This is a genomic window from Alkalihalobacillus sp. NPDC127517 (assembly GCF_050276055.1).
Taxonomy (GTDB): Bacteria; Bacillota; Bacilli; order Bacillales; family Bacillaceae_D; genus Alkalicoccobacillus.
Genome location: NZ_JBNNQX010000001.1, coordinates 208662 through 230123 on the forward strand (window position 1 = coordinate 208662; position 21462 = coordinate 230123).

At 40.3% G+C, this 21462-nt stretch carries 23 protein-coding genes; 5 read left to right on the top strand and 18 right to left on the bottom strand.

Going from position 1 to position 21462, the window contains the following annotated elements; all coding sequences use genetic code 11:
* Positions 1-190 precede the first annotated feature (190 nt).
* The 7 genes from ACQKKO_RS00955 to ACQKKO_RS00985 all read right to left on the bottom strand — a co-directional run bounded on the left by ACQKKO_RS00955 (position 191) and on the right by ACQKKO_RS00985 (position 7220).
* Entirely contained in the window at positions 191-1897 is a 1707-nt protein-coding gene (locus tag ACQKKO_RS00955; protein ID WP_498643410.1) for an adenine deaminase C-terminal domain-containing protein, read from the bottom strand.
* Positions 1898-1917: 20 nt separating this feature from the next.
* Positions 1918-2979, bottom strand: coding sequence for an ABC transporter ATP-binding protein (locus tag ACQKKO_RS00960; protein ID WP_498643412.1), 1062 nt, complete (start codon positions 2977-2979; stop codon positions 1918-1920).
* A gap of 15 nt (positions 2980-2994) precedes the next feature.
* A complete protein-coding gene (locus ACQKKO_RS00965) occupies positions 2995-3780 on the bottom strand; it encodes an ABC transporter permease (RefSeq protein ID WP_479823032.1) in 786 nt (261 codons plus the stop codon).
* A gap of 6 nt (positions 3781-3786) precedes the next feature.
* A complete protein-coding gene (locus ACQKKO_RS00970; RefSeq protein ID WP_498643415.1) occupies positions 3787-4608 on the bottom strand; it encodes an ABC transporter permease in 822 nt (273 codons plus the stop codon).
* A complete protein-coding gene (locus ACQKKO_RS00975; RefSeq protein ID WP_498643417.1) occupies positions 4605-5555 on the bottom strand; it encodes a nucleoside hydrolase in 951 nt (316 codons plus the stop codon). The genes ACQKKO_RS00970 and ACQKKO_RS00975 overlap by 4 nt, the downstream gene beginning before the upstream one ends.
* 66 nt (positions 5556-5621) lie before the next feature.
* On the bottom strand, positions 5622-6677 hold the full coding sequence (locus ACQKKO_RS00980) for an ABC transporter substrate-binding protein (protein ID WP_498643419.1): 1056 nt from the start codon (positions 6675-6677) through the stop codon (positions 5622-5624).
* A 207-nt stretch (positions 6678-6884) separates the two neighbouring features.
* The gene (locus tag ACQKKO_RS00985; RefSeq protein ID WP_498643421.1) at positions 6885-7220 is read right to left on the bottom strand and encodes a DUF2294 domain-containing protein; all 336 of its coding nucleotides are present in this window, start codon (positions 7218-7220) and stop codon (positions 6885-6887) included.
* 335 nt (positions 7221-7555) lie between these two features.
* Here ACQKKO_RS00985 and ACQKKO_RS00990 point away from each other — a divergent pair, with 335 nt between their 5' ends.
* Positions 7556-8050, top strand: coding sequence for a small multi-drug export protein (locus tag ACQKKO_RS00990; protein WP_498643423.1), 495 nt, complete (start codon positions 7556-7558; stop codon positions 8048-8050).
* 109 nt (positions 8051-8159) lie between these two features.
* Here the strand turns inward: ACQKKO_RS00990 and ACQKKO_RS00995 are convergent, their stop codons facing one another.
* Positions 8160-8924, bottom strand: a complete 765-nt coding sequence (locus tag ACQKKO_RS00995) for a tyrosine-protein phosphatase (protein WP_498643425.1) — start codon at positions 8922-8924, stop codon at positions 8160-8162.
* A gap of 199 nt (positions 8925-9123) precedes the next feature.
* On the opposite strand from ACQKKO_RS00995, the gene ACQKKO_RS01000 reads away from it, so the two are divergent.
* A complete protein-coding gene (locus ACQKKO_RS01000) occupies positions 9124-9777 on the top strand; it encodes a hypothetical protein (RefSeq protein WP_498643427.1) in 654 nt (217 codons plus the stop codon).
* Positions 9778-9833: 56 nt separating this feature from the next.
* Here the strand turns inward: ACQKKO_RS01000 and ACQKKO_RS01005 are convergent, their stop codons facing one another.
* Positions 9834-11339: a DHA2 family efflux MFS transporter permease subunit gene (locus ACQKKO_RS01005; protein WP_498643429.1), complete on the bottom strand. Its 1506-nt coding sequence runs from the start codon at positions 11337-11339 to the stop codon at positions 9834-9836.
* A gap of 145 nt (positions 11340-11484) precedes the next feature.
* Here ACQKKO_RS01005 and ACQKKO_RS01010 point away from each other — a divergent pair, with 145 nt between their 5' ends.
* The gene (locus tag ACQKKO_RS01010; protein ID WP_498643431.1) at positions 11485-12387 is read left to right on the top strand and encodes a TetR/AcrR family transcriptional regulator; all 903 of its coding nucleotides are present in this window, start codon (positions 11485-11487) and stop codon (positions 12385-12387) included.
* Here ACQKKO_RS01010 and ACQKKO_RS01015 read toward each other — a convergent pair.
* A complete protein-coding gene (locus ACQKKO_RS01015; RefSeq protein WP_498643433.1) occupies positions 12382-12603 on the bottom strand; it encodes a helix-turn-helix transcriptional regulator in 222 nt (73 codons plus the stop codon). The two genes, ACQKKO_RS01010 and ACQKKO_RS01015, sit on opposite strands and share 6 nt — an antisense overlap.
* A gap of 206 nt (positions 12604-12809) precedes the next feature.
* Positions 12810-13718, bottom strand: coding sequence for a ribokinase (gene rbsK, locus ACQKKO_RS01020; protein WP_498643435.1), 909 nt, complete (start codon positions 13716-13718; stop codon positions 12810-12812).
* Between the two features lie 158 nt (positions 13719-13876).
* Between rbsK and ACQKKO_RS01025 the strand changes: the two genes are divergently transcribed.
* Positions 13877-14503, top strand: coding sequence for a TVP38/TMEM64 family protein (locus ACQKKO_RS01025; protein ID WP_498643437.1), 627 nt, complete (start codon positions 13877-13879; stop codon positions 14501-14503).
* Between the two features lie 45 nt (positions 14504-14548).
* Here the strand turns inward: ACQKKO_RS01025 and ACQKKO_RS01030 are convergent, their stop codons facing one another.
* From ACQKKO_RS01030 to ACQKKO_RS01045, 4 genes are all read right to left on the bottom strand, one after another.
* Positions 14549-15778 carry a Zn-dependent hydrolase gene (locus ACQKKO_RS01030; RefSeq protein WP_498643439.1) on the bottom strand — a complete coding sequence of 410 codons (1230 nt, stop codon included), beginning with the start codon at positions 15776-15778 and terminating at the stop codon, positions 14549-14551.
* 178 nt (positions 15779-15956) lie between these two features.
* The gene (locus ACQKKO_RS01035) at positions 15957-16712 is read right to left on the bottom strand and encodes a GTP cyclohydrolase II (RefSeq protein WP_498643441.1); all 756 of its coding nucleotides are present in this window, start codon (positions 16710-16712) and stop codon (positions 15957-15959) included.
* A 144-nt stretch (positions 16713-16856) separates the two neighbouring features.
* Positions 16857-17366 carry an LLM class oxidoreductase gene (locus ACQKKO_RS01040; protein WP_498643443.1) on the bottom strand — a complete coding sequence of 170 codons (510 nt, stop codon included), beginning with the start codon at positions 17364-17366 and terminating at the stop codon, positions 16857-16859.
* A gap of 96 nt (positions 17367-17462) precedes the next feature.
* Entirely contained in the window at positions 17463-18482 is a 1020-nt protein-coding gene (locus tag ACQKKO_RS01045) for a homoserine dehydrogenase (RefSeq protein WP_498643445.1), read from the bottom strand.
* Between the two features lie 124 nt (positions 18483-18606).
* On the opposite strand from ACQKKO_RS01045, the gene ACQKKO_RS01050 reads away from it, so the two are divergent.
* On the top strand, positions 18607-19668 hold the full coding sequence (locus ACQKKO_RS01050) for a tetraprenyl-beta-curcumene synthase family protein (RefSeq protein WP_498643447.1): 1062 nt from the start codon (positions 18607-18609) through the stop codon (positions 19666-19668).
* Positions 19669-19714: 46 nt separating this feature from the next.
* Here ACQKKO_RS01050 and ACQKKO_RS01055 read toward each other — a convergent pair whose 3' ends face one another.
* The 3 genes from ACQKKO_RS01055 to ACQKKO_RS01065 all read right to left on the bottom strand — a co-directional run bounded on the left by ACQKKO_RS01055 (position 19715) and on the right by ACQKKO_RS01065 (position 21335).
* Complete coding sequence (locus ACQKKO_RS01055; RefSeq protein WP_498643449.1) at positions 19715-20125, bottom strand: Rok-like winged helix domain-containing protein; 411 nt, start codon at positions 20123-20125, stop codon at positions 19715-19717.
* 123 nt (positions 20126-20248) lie between these two features.
* The gene (locus ACQKKO_RS01060; RefSeq protein WP_498643451.1) at positions 20249-20725 is read right to left on the bottom strand and encodes a hypothetical protein; all 477 of its coding nucleotides are present in this window, start codon (positions 20723-20725) and stop codon (positions 20249-20251) included.
* A gap of 154 nt (positions 20726-20879) precedes the next feature.
* Positions 20880-21335 (bottom strand): NUDIX domain-containing protein, encoded by a 456-nt coding sequence (locus ACQKKO_RS01065; protein WP_498643453.1) that lies wholly within the window; start codon positions 21333-21335, stop codon positions 20880-20882.
* Between the last annotated feature and the right edge of the window lie 127 nt (positions 21336-21462).

Here is a 21462-nt window from a genome sequence, read left to right on the forward strand (position 1 = left end):
TCATTTTAGCGTAGAGGGTTTTATGGTGCATTGGATGGTTCGCACAAAGGGCACGTGCTTCTTTAGTACATTTGTCTAAAAGGGTTAAAGTAACAGGGAACTCCGCTTATTCCTGCCTTCTCCTACCCGTCAGAAGATCTCACACTAAAAAAAGAACAAGTCTTTTCGTTCAAGACTTGTTCATAGTGGTTTATGCTTTTTCAACAATTAACGGGACTACTTTTCCAGCATTCACATCAATTAATCCGTGATCCGTAATCTTTAATGCCGGGCTCACCGGTAAGGAAAGGGTGCTCATGGACATGATCGGATTATAGTGTTTGTATCCAAGCTCTCGTAAAGCGACACATAGCTCTCTAACTTGTGCAGCTAGTTGCTCAAGAGGCTCTTCAGTGAGAATTCCTCCAACAGGAAGAGGGACTCTCGCCTGAACTTTCCCTTCCCACACAACACAAATTCCACCTTGCATCGCGATCACTTCATTTGCTGCCTGTTTCATATCTTCAATGTTTTCCCCAACGACAAGTAAATTGTGATTGTCATGAGAGTAGGTCGTGGCAACCGCACCGTGCTTGATGATATCACCTGTGATTAAGCCGTGTGCTCTGGTTGCACCTTTTCCATACCGTTCAAATGTAGCAATTAATAGATGCTCGGTATCCTGCCATTGGAGAAGACCATTTTGAACATCAATCGCCTCATGTACCTCAGCTGTAAATGTTGACCCATCTTGCACCTTCATGATTCGGGCCGTGTAGGATCCATCCGCTTTGTTTACATGTACATTGAAGTCCTCTGATGTTAATGTTTCAAGCTGAACACTTTTGTAGAAGGCTTCGGGAAACTGCTTTTCACCGACTTTTTCATCTGCGTTTTGATTGGTTAAGACGCCAGATTTGTAAACCGCGGCAAGTTCAAATTCCTCTAAGTTGGAAAGCAAACAAAAGTCAGCTATTTTCCCTGGTGCGATTACTCCACGGTCTTGCAATTTCATTCGTTTGGCAGGTGTGTACGTACTGGCATAAATCACATCTTCTGCTTTCATACCCATACTCATCGCTTTTTTAACAATATGATTTAGGTGGCCTGTCTCTTCAAGAGCATCAGCCATCACGTCGTCTGTGATAAAACAAAAATGCTCACTTACATCATGCTCGCATAAGTATTCAATCACCTCAGGTGTCATAGACTTCTCTTGAATTTCAATAAACATACCTGCTTCAATGCGAGCTTTCATACCTTCTATGGTTTGATGTGTATGATCAGAATCAACACCTGCAAAAATCATCCTGTGCAAGTCTGTATCAAGAAGTTTCGGTACATGCCCTTCTATAATGGTCTCCGGGTAATGAGTTCTCATATGGTTGAGAAGCTGTTTGGTTTTATTGTCTCCCTCGGAAATTACATCTACATAGTTCATGATTTCCCCTAGGCAAATGATCTGATCTAATGTCATTAAATGATCAATATCTTCAATTTCAATCGATCCGCCGGTTGTTTCCATTGAAGTCGCAGGTACAGAGCTCGGAATAGAGTAAAACATATCTACTTCACATTGTTCACTCGCTTTAATCATCTCTGTAACACCGTCTACGCCAAAGACGTTGGCCATTTCATGTGGCTCAGGAACAATCGTTGTGACGCCATTTTGAATTAACGCATGCGAAAATGTAGCTGGTGTGACCATGGTGCTTTCGATGTGCAGGTGAATATCAATCAAACCAGGCACCATATAATAGTCGTGTCCAAATACGCGCTGCTCTGCATGAAAATAACTCGTATCCTTCTCACCAATGTACATAAATCTACCATCTTTAATTGCCACATTGGCTGTTTTAAAGCTCTTTTCATAGCTGTTAAAAACCTTTACGTGTTCAATGAGTGTATCAATCTGCATGATGTTATTCCTCCCCTCCATTAATCAACTAAGACAAGCTTCTCTTTTGGAAAATGAACCGTTACCTGTTCACCAGAAGTATAGGCCTGTGCGCTTTCTTGATTAATCGTGAAGTCGCCAAGATCTGTTTGGACAACATACTGGTGACTACGTCCAAGGAACGTACTCACTTTGATACGCCCATTCACTTGGTTTGGCGTAGGCGACTCCCCTTTAAAAGGAAGAATGCTAAGATAATCTGGGCGAATCGCTCCTATCATACTTTGCGGACTGGCTGCCTGCTTCGCCTCTGCCACATGAAATTCAAACCCTTGAGCATTCATGACAAACCCACCCTCAGCTTCCTTCTTATCTGAAAATGAAATAAAGTTCTTAAACCCAATAAAATCAGCGATGAACTTTGTTTTCGGATACGAATAAATGGTAGACGGTTGATCAAGCTGTTCAATGACACCTTTGTTCATAATCGCTACTTGGTCAGAAATGGAGAAGCACTCTTCCTGGTCATGTGACACATAAACAGTTGTAATACCTAGCTCTTGCTGAATACGGCGAATTTCTACTCGCATGCTTTCACGCAAGTTTGCATCAAGGTTACTTAACGGCTCATCAAACAACAGAAGGTCTGGCTTAATGACTAAGGCTCTTGCTATGGCAACACGCTGTTTTTGTCCACCAGATAGCTCTTGTGGAAAACGTTGCTCAAAGCCTGAAAGATTCACGATCTCAAGCATTTCCTGGACAAGCTTTTTAGTTTCTGCACTTGTTTTTTTACGAAGTCTTAATCCAAATGCTACATTATCAAACACCGTCATATGCGGAAACAACGCATAGTTTTGAAAAACGAAACCAAAGTTTCGTTTACTCACAGGTACACGAGTAAAGTCTTTGTTCTTAAATGTAAATCGACCTTCTTTTGCCTCTAAAAATCCCGCAATCAAACGAAGAGTTGTGGTTTTCCCACATCCACTCGGTCCAAGTAATGAAATAAGTTTTCCTTCTTCAATGTCTAAATGAAAGTCCTTCAAAATGTCTTGTTTTTGATAGGCAACTGAAATTTGATCTAATGTAAGTAAAGCCATTCGATGATTCCTCCATTATCGTTTTGTAAAGTATGCGACACCCATTAATCGTTCAATGAAGAACATTAAGCCAGCCGTTAAAATCATCAATAGAACGGATACAGCGGCAATCGTTGGATCAAAGTAATTTTCAACGTACGTCAGCATTTGGATTGGCAATGTACTAAAGCCAGGTCCAGTCATAAAGACTGAGATGTCTACGTTGTTAAACGATTCAAGAAATGCGATCAACACTGCTGCAATAATCCCAGAACGAATATTTGGGAGAACGATCTTAAAGAACGTTTCCACATGACCAGCACCCAAACTTAACGCCGCTTCTTCAATCGAGAAGTCGAAGTTTGACAAACTGGAGGAAATAACGCGGATTATAAATGGCAACATAATAATCGTGTGTCCGATGAATAGTCCAGCATAAACTGGAAGTCCATAAGAAACGATAATGTAACGTAAAAAGGTGAAACCAAGAACAATTCCTGGTATTAAGACAGGCGAGATAAAAATCGCATTTAACAGCTGTTTCCCTTTAAAATCATATCGACTTAATGCGTAAGCCGCCGGTATCCCTATAAGCAATGCCATCAAGTTTCCAGCGAGTGAAACAAGAATAGATATTTTAAAGGTTTCTAAAAACATCGAGACTTTGAAGATGTTTTCATACCAATTAAGTGAGAAGCCCTCTGGTGGAAACTTCAAAACACTGCCTGGTTCAAAGGAAGTGATAGAGATGATCACCAGCGGTCCAATTAAAAAGGCAAAAACCAACCATGTGACAAGGGCTAAAACCCAGTTTTTTTTCATCAACCTCTACCCCCTCGGATTTAATTTCAGTGCAATTTTGTTAATAATTAAGATAAACAGCACTGTAACAGCAATCATAATGACACTTACAATCGATGCAACATGCCAGTCATTTAAGGTCACAGCATTTTGATAAAGGAACGTTGAAATGACACGTTGGTTCCCACCAAGTAAGGCAGGCGTTGTATATGCCGTAAAGCTCCCTACAAATACAAGTGTGCAGCCAATCATCAATCCCGGCACACAAAGTGGCAGAAGAATCTTCCGGAAGATCGTTACCTTTGAAGCCCCTAAGCTTTCTGCAGCCTCAAGTAAATTACGATCAACATTCTCTAAGATCCCAACAAGTGTCACAATCATTAATGGAAGAAACAGATGCACCAATCCAATATTCACAGCGATTGGTGTATACATAATCTCGAGCGGCTCTGAACGAATGCCAACTCCGAGCAGAAATTGATTCAGCAATCCATTTCTCCCGAGAATGATCATCCAGCTGAACGAGCGAACAACCGGACTAACTAGTAATGGAAAGACAGCAAGCAATAGCATAAGTGCTTTCGTACGTGCGCGTAGTCCTGAGATATAATAAGCTGCCGGGAACCCAAGAACAATACAGAAAAGGGTCGTTAATAGACTGACGCGAATCGTTGTCCAAAGAATCTCCATAAAGTATGCATTTTGAAAGAAGTTCAGATACCCTTGAAAGGAAAAGCTTCCAGCATCAGAAAACGTTCCTGCAAACGTTAGTGCTAATGGAACGATCATAAACAGAGTTAAGAACAACACACCTGGTAGCAATAATAAGTAAATATATTTTTTCTTCACGCTGTTCCCTCCTCCATCGGTATGCGGATTGTTTGAACAAACAGATCCAGAAAAGCATCTGCGTCAACTTCAAGACTGACTTCAACATTGGCTGGTTGTCCAAGTCGGTTTTGAAAGTCACATACCGTCTGGCCATCACAGATTTGACTTGCTGTTTCTACATCTACATACAGGTTTTTCTTTTTCACTAGATTTGGTTGAATCGCTACAGCTACAGCAAGTGGATCGTGCATCGCACACGCTTTTACCCCGTTGCGTTCAATGTAGCGTTTCATATAATCGGATGTACTTTGTCTGATATACTCTCCGTACTTTGTTCCATCAAGCTGCTTTAAGTGAGCTTCTGTTAACAGTGCTTTTCGAGTCACATCAAGCCCCACTTGAGTGAGCTTTTTAAAGCCAGCGTCCAGTACAATTTTAGCGGCTTCAGGATCAACAAACATGTTGTACTCAGCAACTGGCGTAATGTTTCCCATGTCACTCACAACCCCACCCATAAAAACAACTTCATTTATATAGGTTGGAAGCTCTGGACATATTTGAAGAGCTTCTGCCAAATTGGTTAGCGGGCCCGTCATGATAAAGGTCAGAGGTTTTTCTGATGACTTTGCAAGCTCAATCATATAATTCGGGGCATAGGCAAGCTCAGGCTTTTTTGTAGGAATCATGCCTGAAAGTGCCCCACCAATTCCGTCTGCTCCATGAATCCGGTGTTCAAAATGGGTCTCTCTCTTTAAAGGTTGATTTGCACCAGGAACGACTGGAATATGCATCGAACCTGTCATCTCAACAATTTTGCAAGTGTTTAATGTTGCCGTCTCAAGTGCTACATTCCCGTTAACCGTAGTGATTGCAGAAACGTTAACCTCATCTGAATGAACGGCCAGTAATAAACCAAGCGCATCATCTACACCTGTATCCACATCAATCAGTACATTCCGAGTCATTATTCTCACCTCTACAAACAAGAGGGCGCCCGACAAATCATATCCGGCGCCCTATGTCTTTTTTAATTACTTCGCAATCTCTTGATTCCAGCGTTCAATCCAGCCTGCGGAGTTTTCATTTACTTCAGCCATGTCTAGTTGATTTAATCCATCAATGACGTCTTGTCCATACGTAATGCCTTCTGCTTCTTCGTCCGTTAACTCAACCGTTGTATTAACAGGAGAATCAATTTTTGCTTTAGCCGTTGTTTCTTGGATATCACGGCTAAGTTGGAAGTTAATGAATTCTTCAGCTAATTCTTTGTTTTTACTATCCTTTACGATGTTCACTGTATTCATTACAGCATAACCACCTTCACTAGGTGCAACAAACTCAGCAGCTGGAATCGCTTCTTTAAGATCATTAAAGTACATTTCCATAAATGGTCCTGCTGCAATTTCACCTTGAGAGAACATATTCACGAAATCAGACGTTTTATCGTATTCTTTTACAATGTTTGGCGTTAGCTCTTCAAGCTTCGCAAATGCGGCATCTTCATTAAATGATTCTTCTCCAGCTACTTTCGAAGCAGCATCTAAAAACATTGGTCCAGTTGTGGTTGTGATACCTGGGATTGTCAGGTTGTTCGCAAGATTTGCATCCCAAAGATCTGCCCAAGATGTGATCTCTCCATCTACTTCATCGCTGTTATACGCAATCCCGAATTGGCCAATTGTATAAGCTGGACCGTACTCTTCACCAAGTGGCGCTTTTGCAATATCATAAATTTCTTCTAAATTTGGAATGTTACTACGGTCAATCGTTTCAAACAATCCGTCGTTAATGGCTTGCTGAGCATAAAAGTCAGACAGATAAACAACATCAATATCAGCTGTTCCTTGACGGATTTTATTTAAACGCTCTGCGTTATTTCCTATATCTAAGACAATTTCTACGTTATGTTCTTTTTCAAAGGGTGCGTAAACTTCTTCTCTAAAGAAGTCTTCAGAAAATCCCCATGTTGAAACAACTAATTTGGTTGGGGAGCCGGTTGATCCTTGTGAATCATCTGAACTTCCACAAGCAGTAAGAGCAATAGTAGATAAAGCAACAATTGTTGATGCACCAAGCAATTTTTTCATTTTTGTACCCTCCGAATGATCTATTTTAGTTTATTAAGAATAGGGTTCCCAGCTTAAGCTAAAAGTTCCCATAAAAAAAAGAAAAAGACACTCTCGCAGAATAATTGTGCATTCTACAAGAGTCCCTTTTCCTTGTGTACAAAGATTCGGTTACGCTTGTCTAACATATGGCGGTTTCTTCTTCAGATAGATCCGAACAAGAAATCCTTATTTTAGAATGATATTCGTAAATGCCCACTGTGTTCTTGCATCAAAATCACGCAGTACAACATCAATCGATAAATCAGTCTGTTCATTTAATTTTTGTAAGAGCTTCTTTTTATATAGAAGGGATAATTGAAAATCCACTTCTTGTTTTAAACTCGGTACCTCTCCTTCAAGTGCAGTTGAACGCGGTGAGCGCCGATGCTTTGCTTGAAAGGTAATAAGGTCGTTCTCCATGGTTACCTTGAGTAAGGTGGTCCCCACGCCGAACATTTCCTTTGATACCTCATTATAAAGATGCGCTAGTAACTTCTTTGTTTCATTCGATTGCAATATCACACCATCACCTACTATGAGGATAATGAAAATCACTTACAAGTCATATTATACATAAGATCCGATCGTTCGGCAAGATAATGTTCGGATTTATTCTTAATTTAAAGTCAAAACAAGAGTTTTTACGACTTTTTATACGCAAAAGACGGAAATTGAATGACATATACATCCATTCGTATTCATATACCATACAGGAAAAAGAAAACCGTACAAATTTTACAAATTTTCTATGCAAACTCCTATAAATCCTTTACAGTTAAATGAGAATCGAAAAAGGAGGGTAGGATGCTTCACATACAATTAAATCATCATTCGTTAGTTGGAGGGTTTAAAATTAAATGGGTTACCTTATTGCGTACATAGTTGTTTTCTTATTAGCTGCCACACCTTTTTTCGAAGCGATTGCCATCATTCCAGTCGGTGGTGTCGCAGGGCTCAATATATACTTGACGGCGTTACTTGCACTACTAGGTAATGTGGCCACGGTATTGCTTGTTATTGTTTTTGTTGAATCCATCCAAGCCTGGAGAGAACGAAGACGAATCAAAAAAGGCAAACCAGAGAAAACAAAGAAAAGCGAACGAGCACAACGTGTATTTTCTAAATATGGACTTCCTGGTCTATGTTTAATTGGTCCAACAGTTGGAAGTCACCTTACCGCACTTATTGCAATGTCTTTGAGCGGAAGCAAGGCCAGAACAGCTCTATGGATGTGTATATCTCTAACTTTATGGTGTGCGGGCATGGCCATTTTCACCATATTAGGTTTTGATTATCTATTTAGCGATTTAGAGCTTTCCAATACGTTAAGAGACTTTATCGAAAACTATTAAGAACACATGTAAGTAGGTTAGGTGTTGGAAACACCTACCTACTATTTTTTATTGGTGCGTCCTTTTCTCCATAATAAAAACCCAGCCTCAGCTGAGTCCTAGTCATGCTTTAAAACAAACCCATATACTTTTTCTTTTTTACTCGTAAGGGCTCTTCTGCATAGATGCTGTAGTCATTAATAAGTCGTTCGGCGTTCTGTTCAAAGTACGTCATATTAGAGCCATCTCCTTGTCTATACAAGGTATCAAATGCTTTTGTAAAGTCACTACTCCTTGTTTTTGATTGTAATGAGGACGACATCAGAAAGTGAACTAGGCGATTGGCAATTAATTGTTCTGAGAACTTTCGTGTATACCCACTCACTCTTCCAGTGAAGCTAGATGCATTCATCTGTGCAAGCGCTCCACCTTTAACTAACTTATAGAGTAAATCAGGTTGTTCAATAATCTCCTTATGACGTTCCGGGTGTGCCAGGATGGGTTTAACCCCTTTTAATTGCAAATTATATAAAATGTCCGAGATGCGAGGGTGAAGTCTTTCTCCCCCTAATGTTATAAGCATATACTGAGTATCATTTAACGTAAGAATGCTACCTTCCTCGTAGGCAATTGAGAGATCATCATCAAGCTGTATGCTTTGACCAGAGACCACACGAATGGCTAATTTCTGTTCTTTTGCTACATGATTTAATTGAATGGTTCGCTCTCTTATCTCTGAGGGCGTGATGGTGTCTTGATGCAAACGAAATGTAGGTGCAGCAATTAAGGTTTTCACTCCACTTTCTTCAGACTTCTGAAGGAGCTTAATCGCCTCTGTTTGACTAGGTGAATGCTCGTTAAGATCCGGCAAAATATTCACTAAGTAATCTATCATAAAACTCTTTATCCCCCTTATCTACATTTCCTCGTAGCGTTTACGATCAATTATAAAAGTATGTATAAAATATTATAACGAACAATTCGTTCTTCATCAAGAACGAAAGGACATAGATTCAAACGAAATCACAATTAATTCACACCAAAAATTTACTTTATATGATAAAATATGATAAATCATAAAAAGGAGCTTCAGAATGAAGAAAATTAACCTAATCGCTCGTCTTCTCTTTATCTTAGGTGTCATGTCATTATGTATAGGTGGAGTGAATATTCTACTCTTTATGTACCATTCGTCTCTTATTGGAAGCATGTTTGAATTCTTCGGTTCATTTTTATTCACACTCCTTTCCATTGCATTCATCTTTGTTATTATTGGATTTATATTATTTGGGTTAAGTGAAATGGTTGAACAGCAGACCTTAACAAATCAACTTCTGGCGAAAAACTCAACTATTGATCTCTCACATTTTCATGCCGAGTTAATTAGCAAGCAGCAAGCAAAACTAAAACTTGAAGACTCAGCAGAGGGCTTTCACTTTCCTAATTCAACCGCACCCCCATTACATCATACAATCGGTACAAAACGATTTCAGAACGTAGACTGGTACACAGCGGATTCAGATTCGCACTGGATCAGTGATACGATTGATAAGTTGGGAGAAAAGGTACATACCATTACAGCTCTGCCTCAGAGTGATTGGTATGCGGCAACAACCTCAGCGAATACACACCTTATGAAGATCGACCGAGATCGAACGAATGAGGCCACCCGTTTTGAATGGCAGGATTATCCCGAGCTATCCGAATGGTGGAACACGTATCAAGCAAAGCAATCAGATAGCAAATAAATCAAAAAACACCTCATCTTATTGGATTTCTCCATAAAATGAGGTGTTATTTTACATTAAACCTGTGAAGCTGGTTCCATGTCTGATTGATCTTCTTCTTTTTTATTTGGAGCGACTTTCTGATCACGGAAATCTTCTCCAGGCTTGCTGCGTTTCATAAAGAATGAAAGCACAAGGGCAATAAGCGCAACAAACACAGTTAATAGAAAGGCATCATTAATCCCTTCAACCGTTGCTTGATTAACCAAATCTTGACCCGCTAAACCGGAACCTGCGAGTTCTCCGATATGAGTAGTCGTACGCGTCGACATAATCGTTACTAGTAATGCTGAACCAATCGCTCCAGACACTTGTTGCAATGTATTGTTCATCGCCGTGCCATGTGGATTGTATCTAGCAGGTAGCTGGTTAAGTCCATTTGTCATAACCGGCATCATCACCATCGACATCCCGAACATTCTAGCTGTATAAAGAAGCATCAACGTTGTATATGTTGTATCCATCGTTAAACGGCTAAACATATAAGATGTTAAGATTGTGATTGTAAGACCTGTTACTGCAAGTACTCTGGCTCCATACTTATCAAACAACTTACCAGTAATAGGTGACATAATCCCCATAAGTAAAGCACCTGGTAATAAAAGCAGGCCTGAATCTAGTGGAGATATCCCACGGATGGTTTGCACATACAAAGGTAATAGCAGCATGGCTCCAAACATCGCCATTGTTAAGGTAATTGAAATGATGGACGATAATGCAAACATTGGGTAACGATAAATTCGGAACTCAAGCATAGGTACATCAAGCTTCAATTGACGAAGAATGAATACGATTAAAGCAATCCCACCAACAATCAGTGTTAGATACACCTCTGTTGCACTCCATCCTTTGTCTCCAGCCGATCCAAATCCGTACAGTATTCCACCAAATCCGATACTTGAAAGAACCACAGATAATGCATCCAGCTTAATAGGCATTGATTCCTTCTTATCATGTAATAGGAAGATTGCTACAACTAAAATAATCAGTGCAATCGGAAACGTTACATAGAAAAGCATTTTCCATGAATAGTGTTCGATTAAGAATCCAGATAATGTAGGACCAATCGCTGGAGCAAAAATCATGACAAGACCAAAGATCCCCATGGCTGCTCCTCGCTTTTCAATTGGAAACCCATTTAATAGTACGTTCATTAGTAAAGGCATCATAATGGCCGAACCCGAAGCTTGAACGACGCGAGCAGATAATAGCACCGGGAAATTCCATGAAAGAACAGCCATTAAACTCCCAAGTGTAAACAAGCTAATCGCTGTAAGGAACAAACTACGCACCGAGAATTTTTGAATCAAAAAGGCTGTAATAGGAATCAAAATCCCGTTTACAAGCATATATCCTGTAGCTAACCATTGAACGGTTGAAGCTGTTACATCAAAATCCCTCATGATTGATGGTAATGCTACATTTAGTAATGTTTCATTTAAAAGCGAAATAAATGCTCCTAATAGCAATATCGCAATAATGCCATAAGGAGGACGCTTAGTTTCTTCTAATGTTGTTGTCATTTATACCCCTCCATAACGACTGTTCATTTTTTTATACCAGTGTTATACTGAACATATATTACTCCTGTCTTTTCTAAAAAGCAACAATAGATTCTTGATTTTTTTAACTATATATTGGACTCTTAATAATGGAAGAGGTGATCAAATGAACAACCGCAGACAAGACGTCATTGAAAGCGCTCATCAAGTATTTGCTGAGAAAGGATTTCGTGCAGCCTCCATTCAACACATTCTGGATCGAAGCTCAATTTCAAAAGGAACTCTATATAAATATTTCTCATCTAAAAGTGATATTATTCTAGCTGTGTTTCAATGGCTTAACCATAAGATTGAAGAAGCAAGAAATGAAGTGTTGCTCTATCGTGATCCCAAAGATCTTGAAACCCTGAAAGAGCAAGTCATTCTTCAAATTAAGCTGTTAGAAGAATATAAGATGTTTGCATTATTTCAGGAGATTTTCTTTTCTGATGATGTAGAGCTAAAGCAATACATCCGTCAGCATCAGTTATATGAGTTAAAATGGATGCATCACCGGCTAAAGGATATATTTGAGGAGGAATCCGCTCCATACTTACTCGATTGTGCGGTTATGGTTACAGGTATGCTGTATATGCATTTTAGATATCACAATCATTCACAGGGGCAAACGGGGCGAGATAGAGAATCGGTCGTTTATTATTGCATGAACCGCTTAGTGGAGCTAGTCACTCAGGTAACCAAAAGCAAAGAACAGCTGTTGGATCCTGTATTACTTGATCATTGGGCACCCGAAGCAACAAAGAAGATGGATACTTTAAAGGAAACCGTAGAAAACGACTTATTCCAATTAAAGCAATCCATTATGAAATGGTCGAATGAAGACGCACAAAAAAAGCACAAGGAACGATTGGACTTTCTCAGTGATGAGCTTGTCCAAAAAACCGAACCTCGTACTTTTTTAATTCAGAGTATTGTTGAATCGCTCTATAATGATTCAAATCCTAAATGGCAAGAGCAGCTTGATCACTTCAAGGAATCTGTTTCTGCATACCTTAAAGAATGCCTATAAGTCCCAGAAGGTATCAAAGTCTACTTTATAATTCATGTCTTGAAGCGTAATGATGATTCTTCTTGCACTTCTTACACTTGGCTCCCTGTCTTCCTTGCAAAGTCTACGCACCGTCTCGCGACTCACTCCACACATATTGGCCATTCTTTGTTGAGTAATCTCATGTTGAGACAAGAATTCCGCAAAAGGAGTCTCAGGTTGGGTTATCTGATACATTCAAGCACCTCCAAGTTATCATTTGTCGATGAATCTTTATACATTGATTATAACGTGGATTTAAGTCAAATGGACGAGCGACCTATGACTTTGTAGTTGGGAAAATGAGCAGACAATCTTGCTTTCCTAGCCGAAAAGTCTTAGAAAATGAACAGAAAAGAGACCGAAATCAAGTCGATTTCGGTCTCTTTTACCTATCATATGCGCTATAGAACTCCACGAACCTCATCAAGTGTAGGCATACCCGTTTGCGCACCAAATCGCATGACGGATAATCCCGCGGCTGCATTAGCGAACACAATTGCATCGGTTATGTTTGCCCCGCCTGCTAGTTTATACGCTAATGCCCCATTAAACGTATCTCCTGCACCCGTTGTATCAACAACCTCCACCAAACGACCTTTAACCACTTTAGAATCTGAGTTCCCTTGTACCATATATTGAACACCCTCACCGCCTAGAGTCACAATCACACCTTGCAAGCCTTCCTTTAAGAGTGTCTCCATTCCTTCTTTGAGACTTGTTTGATTTGTTAGGTGCATAAGCTCTGTTTCATTTGGTGTCAAATAGTCAACATGTGAAAGTAACGTATCATTTAGCGCCTGTGCTGGTGCGGGGTTTAGAATTACGTTCACACCAAGACCTGAAGCAACCTCTGCTGCATATTCAACGATATCCATTGGAATCTCAAGCTGAATAAGAACCAGATCCGCAGCTTCAATCACACTTTTGGCTGCATCTATTTGCGCTTTTGTTATCGCAAAATTCGCCCCTGGAACAATAATAATTTGATTATCCTCTTCAGCTACTGTAATTTGAGCGATTCCAGTTGTTTCATTGTTCATCACATGAACCCAATCTGTATTAATTTGTTCGTCTTGAAGCTGCTGGAGAAGCACGCTTCCTGTCGGATCATCCCCAACTGCTCCAATCATGCTGACGGATGCTCCAAGTCTTGCACAAGCCACTGCCTGATTGGCTCCCTTTCCTCCCGGAAGCTGATCAAAGCTCCCTCCGGAAATCGTTTCTCCCTTCTTGGGAAAACGGTCGGCTCGCGTAACCATATCCATATTTATACTACCTATGACAACGATCTTAGGCTGATTTGTCTTCACTTTAAGTCACCTGCTTTTTCAGTTTTCACCCATAAAGGATACCATACTCTTCTCCACCCGCCTATAACACGCTTGCGTCATGGGAATGTCACATAGACAGATAAATAGTCTACGGAAGATCTGCTACACTAGAAGGATGTAAATGTATGAGGTGAATTATGAAACGTAAAATCGCAGTTCTTTGTTTTTTTGTTTTAATTGGTGTACTTGTGTACGTATATCGCTTGAACTTACTTGACTGGTTGCAGGATTATGGTCAGCGTTCGTTAATACTCACGACTATGGCCGCAACTTTATTTGCTCTATTCCCCGTCATTCCTTACCCTATTATTGGAGGTATTCTCGGGGTTATATTCGGACCAGCACTAGGGAGCTTTGTGACATGGGTAGGCTCTTCTATTGCGTCCATCCTGATGTTTATCGCTATCCGGTTCGGATTTAAAGACTGGGGCAGACGTATGCTCTCGCGCTATAAATCGGTAGAGAAACTCACTGAGATCTTCGAACGAAACGCATTTATGACGATCTTTATAAGCAGATTGGTTCCCGTCATTCCATCGATTGTGGCGAATGCTTATTTCGCTTTAAGCAATGTCTCACTCCGGGTCTATGCGCTGGCTTCCACATTAGGGAAAATTCCATCGATGATTCTTTTCGCCACTGTCGGCAATGCATTGCTTACTAATCCAGGTGACTTATTGTTCGTTGGGTTGTACTATGGTGGGTTTTTGCTTGTGGTTTATAGCTTTTACCGGATTTGGAGAAGAAGAGGGAAAGAAATATAGGATTAAAAAAGGGCGTTACCCACAGCGGTATCGCCCTTTTTACCATTATAATGCTTCTTTTTTATCTAACGTACATACTGTTTGATACAAGACAGACGTTGACGTTTGCACATCTTCCTTGCTTGTCCATTCCTTTGGATTATGGCTAATTCCAGCTTTAGAGCGGGCAAAGATCATGCCCATTGGCCATTTCCCCGTAAATTGCATACCGTCATGCCCCGCCCCACTCGGTAACGTCACCGGCTCTATGCCTTCCTCTACCAAGCTTTCTTTAATCGTTTCTTGGATAACCTCTGCACAAGGTGCAGGAGAAATTCGTTGTAGTTCTTCAATTTCTAAGGTAAGCCCGCGCTCACTCGCTATCTGATCAGCGGCTTTCCTTATTTTCATTTCTGCGTGATCTCTCACATCCTCGTGTACATGTCTAAGGTCGAGTGTCCACTCACTATATCCCGGAATCACATTGGTTCCACCTGGCTTCACTTGGATTTGACCGACTGTAGCTACTAGATCTGGAGTGGATCGAGCAATTTGTTCAATCTCCGCAACAATTAAACTGGCTCCCACCAAGGCATCTCGGCGTTGATTCATAGGCGTTGATCCTGCATGTCCAGCTTCACCTGTACATTTCAAACGAAGCCAACAAGGACCCGCTATGCCACTAACTACACCCGCTGCAACACCTGCTTGTTCGAGTATTTTTCCTTGTTCAATATGTAACTCAATATACGCTCGTACGTTATCTAATGCAGCATCCGTAATGGACTCAGGTTGATATCCTTGTTGTTTCATTGCTTCTTTAATACTGACTCCATCTGCATCCTTCATCTCAAGCTCGTCCATTGTTATGATACCTGCGACTGCCCGGCTTCCAATCATACCTAAGCCAAAGCGAGAACCCTCTTCATCTTTAAACGCCATAACCCTCACCGTATGTGATAGTTCAATCCCTTGTTCATTCAAAGATTCAAGGACTTCAATTCCAGCCAACACACCAAGCGGACCATCAAAGTTTCCTCCATTTGGCACACTATCAACATGCGAGCCAATTAAGATCGTTTCACTCGCTCTCCCTTTCTTCACTCCATACAGATTTCCTACAGCATCGTACCCTGTTTCAAGACCTGCTTCCTCCATAAAAGACCTAACACGTTCGTTCGCTTGTGCTTCAAGATCAGTATAGGAATACCTTGTTACCCCTCCATCATTCGTTGCTCCAATTTCTGCTAATGATAATAGTCGGTTCCAAATACGTTCCCCGTTTACTTTACTCATGTGGTTAATCCCTCTTTTCTAGAAACATAACAAATAATATGAATGTTCACTCTTTCATTAGTTTAACATGGTATAACTCAAATGGATAAAGATGCGATTTTATAACATCTCACTAGCACACAAACGGATTACTAAATAAAAAAACGAATACCCTTAATCTAAGGATATTCGTTCATTCTTACAGATTCGGAGGAAGCTCATCCTCGCGCAGATGCCCTGAGCGACTCACTTTTGTATCCAAGTATTTTTTATTAAACTCCGATACATCACCCCATAGAGGCATTCTTCCTTTAAGCGGAAGTCCAGCATTCTTAAGAGCTTCTACCTTCTTCGGATTATTCGTCATTAAGGTTACAGGCTTTGAACGTAATGTGTGCAGAACCTTGATAACATCATCATAATTCCTAGAATCATCTACGAAACCAAGGGCGTGGTTCGCTTCAACCGTGTCTAAACCTTCTTCCTGTAAGATGTAAGCCATGGCCTTGCTGAACAACCCAATACCTCGTCCTTCATGGTTAGCCAGATAGAATAATGCGCCTGTACCATGCTCGGCAATCATTTTCATTGACTGTTTTAATTGGAAGCCGCAATCACAACGCTTACTGCCAAAAATATCACCCGTGTGACAAATCGAATGCATACGAATAATAGCATCCTCGTCAAAGGCAAAGTCTCCATATGTTAACACACTTGATTGTTGGAATTCGGCCAAATTATCACCAGAGAGCTTTTCAAGCATCCGGTCAAAATCCTCCGTAACCTCCTGACAGTGCAACCAGCAGTACCACTGGAAGGTCACAGTTTCTCCATATAAATTAACGGGAAGCTGAATCGGTCCAACTAAGTAAATGGCCCCTTCCTCGAGTGGAATCATTTGAACCTTTTCTTCTATACTTGATAATCCTCGTCTGCCTATTTGTGTGTCACTCATGAGGGTGGTGCTCCTTTTTGTTGGTTTAGGTTGTCTATAATTAGTATGGTTATCAGAATGTACGTTTATCATACTGTATGTCCTGACACCTGGCTAGTAGACACTTTTTCGAAACCTAGTTTCAACAAAGAAGAGAAGGATGTCTTATACAATACTTACTGTTTGAAAGACAGAAAGATCCTTTAATTGTCTTAACGTCTCGTTTCTTTTATCAAAATCCGTAATTGGAGAATGAATGATAAGCTCGTCAATCTTTAAGCCAGCTAAGCGCTTCTCTAATTCTTTTTCAACCGTTTGGATTGATCCTGCAATGAGCCCTGACTCTTTTTTATCAATCCAATAATTCATTCCAGTTGATTCACCAAATGCTACTGCCCGTTCATAGGAGTTCATATTCAGTGCACGCCCATCATCGACATACACTTTATAACTGTATGGATACTTGTTCATACGCTTTGCTTCTTCATCAGTGTCACAGACGATGATTCCCATTGCCAGCAGGAATTCAGGTTTCTTAGTTCTATGGGTAAATAATCGTTGATAGGTACTTGCTGCTTCTAGAAGCTCTTCCTGGTCTGAATTTATAAAGCTCGCAAAAACATATGATATTCCTTTGGTGGCTGCTAGCTCTGCACTTTTTATACTTCCGCCCAATAAGTAAACATCAGCTAATTATTTTATGATTAACTAGTAAAACGAGAAAAGCAGATGATTATGAATTCATAATCACCTGCTTCTTGAAGAGGAGTACTACTTATTCTTCCTTTTTAAATTGATGATATCCTTTAGTGCCGCGCTCGCTGCTCCTACAGGGCTGGATGCTCCACCTGATACAATGATTTCGCCCATTTCCTGTGTGTTAAAAATGATTCCTTTGTTTGTACCATGAACGGTGGCTAACGGATGATCCTTTATTAACCACTCTGGCTTCACAGATAAAACAAGCTGCTTGGCGTCATGCGTTGCTCTTGCCACTAATCGAATCGCATATCCTTTTTGCGTAGCATCCTCCACGTCCTCTTGTGTCACACTGGTGATTCCTTGAATGGAGACATCGTCTAGATGAAATCCCCCTCCAAACATGCTATTTGCAAGGATAACTAATTTACTCGCACTGTCGAAACCTTCTATATCATGTTCAGGATTGGCTTCAGCAATACCTAATTCTTGAGCTCTTTGAAGCGATTCCGAGAGGGCCACACCCGAATCCATCATATGCGATAGAACAAAGTTACTTGTCCCATTTAGTACAGCTGCAAGCTCTGTAATGGTTGTCCCTGCTAAACAATAATCGGCCATATCGTATGTAGGCAAAGCAGCTGCTACGGCCCCACTGAATTTGATCGTTTTGTTTTTGGACGCAGCCAATCCCATAAGTTCTGTGAAATGATGAAGTAGCGCTCCCTTTGAAACAGTCACTACATCAAGTCCGTCATGTAACGCTTGTTTCATATATGTATAACCAGGTTCTCCATGAGCATGATGAGAAGGGGTACATTCAATTAAGAGATCGCCTGAAAACATAAAATCTGTTTGAAGAGAGATACCTTTCGATTCTGCATAAGCTAATACGCCTCTCGAACCAGACTCATTTTGAAGCAGCCCGTCTAAGTCCAAGCCGTTCTGGTCTTCTAGCAACCCTTCTCGTCCAATCACTCCCACAACCTGTAGATCTAACTGATACCTTGCCTTATATTCAACTTGGTTATTTAGTATAAGCTCTATTAGAGCACAACTTACAGCACCAAAACCACTTAGATAGATCTTCATATGCTCTCCTCTTTTCTTAGTAGAATAAGAAATTAACGATCAACGTATCATTTTACTTGTGCTATTTTGCTTCATCATGGATGATAGACTAAAGAGAGTTCATTATTCAAAAGGAGTTCTACACATGAGTACAACAGTTCCCTCGAATTCGCTTCAGATCCTTCTGCGAGCATCAAAAGAAACGATACCAAAAGCACGTCAGCATCTAAAGGACTGGAAAGAGATCGGAAACCAGATTCCTGATCAAGAAATACGCGAACAAGCAACCTGGACAATTAGTGATAAGACCTTCCACTGTGAAGGCGGCAGCATACTCGGCTTTTTAGCTGGCGAGAACCAGGATGCATATATCAAATTTATGGTCGCTTATCAAAGCATTTGTGATTATTTAGACACGTTATGTGATAAAAACGATCGGCATAACCAGGACGATTTCCGCTCTATTCATCATGCCTTATTAGACAGTTTGAGTCCAGGAGAGCCCTTTTATGATTACTATGAACACCGTCAGCCGTTTGACGACGGAGGGTACTTAAAGAAACTTGTAACGACTTGCCGCGAAACCATTAAAACATTCCCTGGGTTCGCTAACATGCAAGAAGACATGAAAGAAGTATCTCAATTTTATATTGATTTTCAAGTGTATAAGCATGTAGAAAAAAGCCTACGAGAACCACTTTTAATGCACTTCTATGAAACAAACAAACATCTTGCTCCTTCCATGCGTTGGTATGAATTTGCATGTGGGACAGCCTCGACCCTAGGACTATATTGTCTAGCTGCATACGCAGCAAAAGGCATTCGCACAAAAGAGGAGTCGAAACAAATCAAAGAAGCTTATTTTCCATGGCTGCAAGGACTTCATATTATGTTGGATTACTTTATCGACCAAGAAGAAGACCGAGCTGAGGATGAAATGAATTTCACCAATTACTATGAGAACCGGGACGATCTTGTGAACAGAGTGCAACTACTTGATCAGGAAGCGACTTCCAGGTTAAAAAAATTACCTGATGCCTCCTTCCACCTGTTAATCAAACGTGGACTGTATGCCATTTACCTTGCTGATTCTAAAGTGAAGGCAAATCCTCGTATGCAAAAGGATGCGAAAGTCTTACTCAAACTCGGTGGAATGCCAGCAAAATTTTTCTATTATAACAAGTGGATGTTTAAACGCAAGACATAAGAAAAGACGAATCCTCGCGATAGGGGATTCGTCTTTCTGTTTTCTCTTACTCGTTTGGTCCTTCGTAGGCATAACGGCCACGATAAGGTTTTGTAATATATTCGTTTTCTTCTACGATTTTATTTAACATCACATAGAGAGAACTTTCATTATAGATAATATTATTACGCTCTAGCTCAGCGCCAATTTCTTTAGCATTTAAAGAAAGATTAGAATTTTTTAATGTTTTTACAATAAATGGTTCTATAATATCTCGTTTAGCACGTACCGGTCTTTGTTGATCTCTTGGTAGAACTTCCGGTTTAATCTCAGTATAAGAAGACGATTCAGACGTTCCATCACGTAAGTCAAGCTCACGGAGACGCGTATAAATCACGTTAAACTCTTCAGCACTTGCTTTTCGTTCTTCAAAGATTTGTTCCATTCGTTGTTTTAATGCATCTCTCTCGGTGTACAATATGGTTCTATTCTCCCTTCGTTTATCACTTATTATATTTTACCTAAAAAAGATCATAAGAGTAAATATAAAAATAACGAATATGAAATAGAAAAAATAGCCAATAACCAATAAATTGAACAACTAAGAAGATTTTTTTAAGACTAATTGTTTAACGACAAGGCTCGTCCCTTTTTTTGAAACTACCCAATCCGTTGGGATCGTTGGTATAAAAGAGAGGGTATCTTGTAGGATCGTTTCCACAGTTGGTAACACTAAAGGGGATTCAGCTTTATCAACGGATGTATGTACTTTTCTTAAAGCGAATAAAACAGCATTTATCTCAACAACTAACAGTATTTTCTCTTCTTCATTCACAAAAAAGTGCTCCTTCACACCCTCACGTAACTGTTCAATACTTACACATAGATTTGAAAGATACTCTTGGTACTCCCTAATCACTTCGTAAAGAAACGCACTGGCAGTGTCAAAAGATCCTTCATCTCTAGAATAACGTCTCATGAAACTCGCAAACGTCTTCAGAAAATGAGTGTGACCCTTCGCCTCAGCTAATGCCTTTGCAATACAGGAAGCAAATGAAAGAGCTTCTTCCCTCATCATCATTCATTACTCCTTTTTCATGCCCAGTTCATACAAAAAATAGACCTTCTAAGACATTAAGGTCTATGAACATGGCCAAGTGCTCATCCAGGATTCAGCAAATATCCCTGATCCCTTCCTCCTTTTTATCGGTTTATATGAAGGGATTGTTGAGTTATGATTCTTGGATGAACGGAATGGAACGTTGGTTTTCAATTACCTTAATTAATATGTCTGCAATATCTGGTAATAGCCTGACCGTGTGTAAAGAGTGAAGAGGAACCCAGACAACATTCGTTTGATATGGATCTGGTTCACTCGGTAAAGAAGGGGTTTGTTCTGATGCCATCTCACAAAGAAAGAATAACTGAAGTGACGGAATATCACCATAACGGAATGAGGCTTGCTGTGGTAGATATTCGTACACAGTGATAAGCTCGCCAACACTCACATCTATACAGGCTTCTTCCTTCACCTCTCTCTTTACTGCATCCTTTATTGATTCACCAGACTCCACTCCACCACCAGGAAGATTATAATGAATCCCATGTTTATCTTGATATTCGATTAATAAGAGAGCTCGATCATTAACAATGACGGCGCCAGCGCGAGTGCGGAATGAGGTTGGCATGGTGGGGCTCCTTTTCTAATGATGCATGCAAAAATTACTTTGCGAAATTTCATTTGCACATCCTATATAAAAAATACAAACGGGAAATGATCTTATCCAATCAATTACCGTTTGTAATCTATGTTTT

Coding starts and splice junctions, on each gene's coding strand:
- ACQKKO_RS01065 (WP_498643453.1), bottom strand. CDS start 21,335: ATGCCAACCTCATTCCGCACTCGCGCTGGCGCCGTCATTGTTAATGAT.
- ACQKKO_RS00990 (WP_498643423.1), top strand. CDS start 7,556: ATGGGTTACCTTATTGCGTACATAGTTGTTTTCTTATTAGCTGCCACA.
- ACQKKO_RS00960 (WP_498643412.1), bottom strand. CDS start 2,979: ATGGCTTTACTTACATTAGATCAAATTTCAGTTGCCTATCAAAAACAA.
- ACQKKO_RS01030 (WP_498643439.1), bottom strand. CDS start 15,778: ATGAGTAAAGTAAACGGGGAACGTATTTGGAACCGACTATTATCATTA.
- ACQKKO_RS00965 (WP_479823032.1), bottom strand. CDS start 3,780: ATGAAAAAAAACTGGGTTTTAGCCCTTGTCACATGGTTGGTTTTTGCC.
- ACQKKO_RS00975 (WP_498643417.1), bottom strand. CDS start 5,555: ATGACTCGGAATGTACTGATTGATGTGGATACAGGTGTAGATGATGCG.
- ACQKKO_RS01015 (WP_498643433.1), bottom strand. CDS start 12,603: ATGTATCAGATAACCCAACCTGAGACTCCTTTTGCGGAATTCTTGTCT.
- ACQKKO_RS00980 (WP_498643419.1), bottom strand. CDS start 6,677: ATGAAAAAATTGCTTGGTGCATCAACAATTGTTGCTTTATCTACTATT.
- ACQKKO_RS01045 (WP_498643445.1), bottom strand. CDS start 18,482: ATGAAGATCTATCTAAGTGGTTTTGGTGCTGTAAGTTGTGCTCTAATA.
- ACQKKO_RS01050 (WP_498643447.1), top strand. CDS start 18,607: ATGAGTACAACAGTTCCCTCGAATTCGCTTCAGATCCTTCTGCGAGCA.
- ACQKKO_RS01035 (WP_498643441.1), bottom strand. CDS start 16,712: ATGAGTGACACACAAATAGGCAGACGAGGATTATCAAGTATAGAAGAA.
- ACQKKO_RS01005 (WP_498643429.1), bottom strand. CDS start 11,339: ATGACAACAACATTAGAAGAAACTAAGCGTCCTCCTTATGGCATTATT.
- ACQKKO_RS00995 (WP_498643425.1), bottom strand. CDS start 8,924: ATGATAGATTACTTAGTGAATATTTTGCCGGATCTTAACGAGCATTCA.
- ACQKKO_RS01010 (WP_498643431.1), top strand. CDS start 11,485: ATGAACAACCGCAGACAAGACGTCATTGAAAGCGCTCATCAAGTATTT.
- ACQKKO_RS01060 (WP_498643451.1), bottom strand. CDS start 20,725: ATGATGAGGGAAGAAGCTCTTTCATTTGCTTCCTGTATTGCAAAGGCA.
- ACQKKO_RS01025 (WP_498643437.1), top strand. CDS start 13,877: ATGAAACGTAAAATCGCAGTTCTTTGTTTTTTTGTTTTAATTGGTGTA.
- ACQKKO_RS00955 (WP_498643410.1), bottom strand. CDS start 1,897: ATGCAGATTGATACACTCATTGAACACGTAAAGGTTTTTAACAGCTAT.
- ACQKKO_RS01000 (WP_498643427.1), top strand. CDS start 9,124: ATGAAGAAAATTAACCTAATCGCTCGTCTTCTCTTTATCTTAGGTGTC.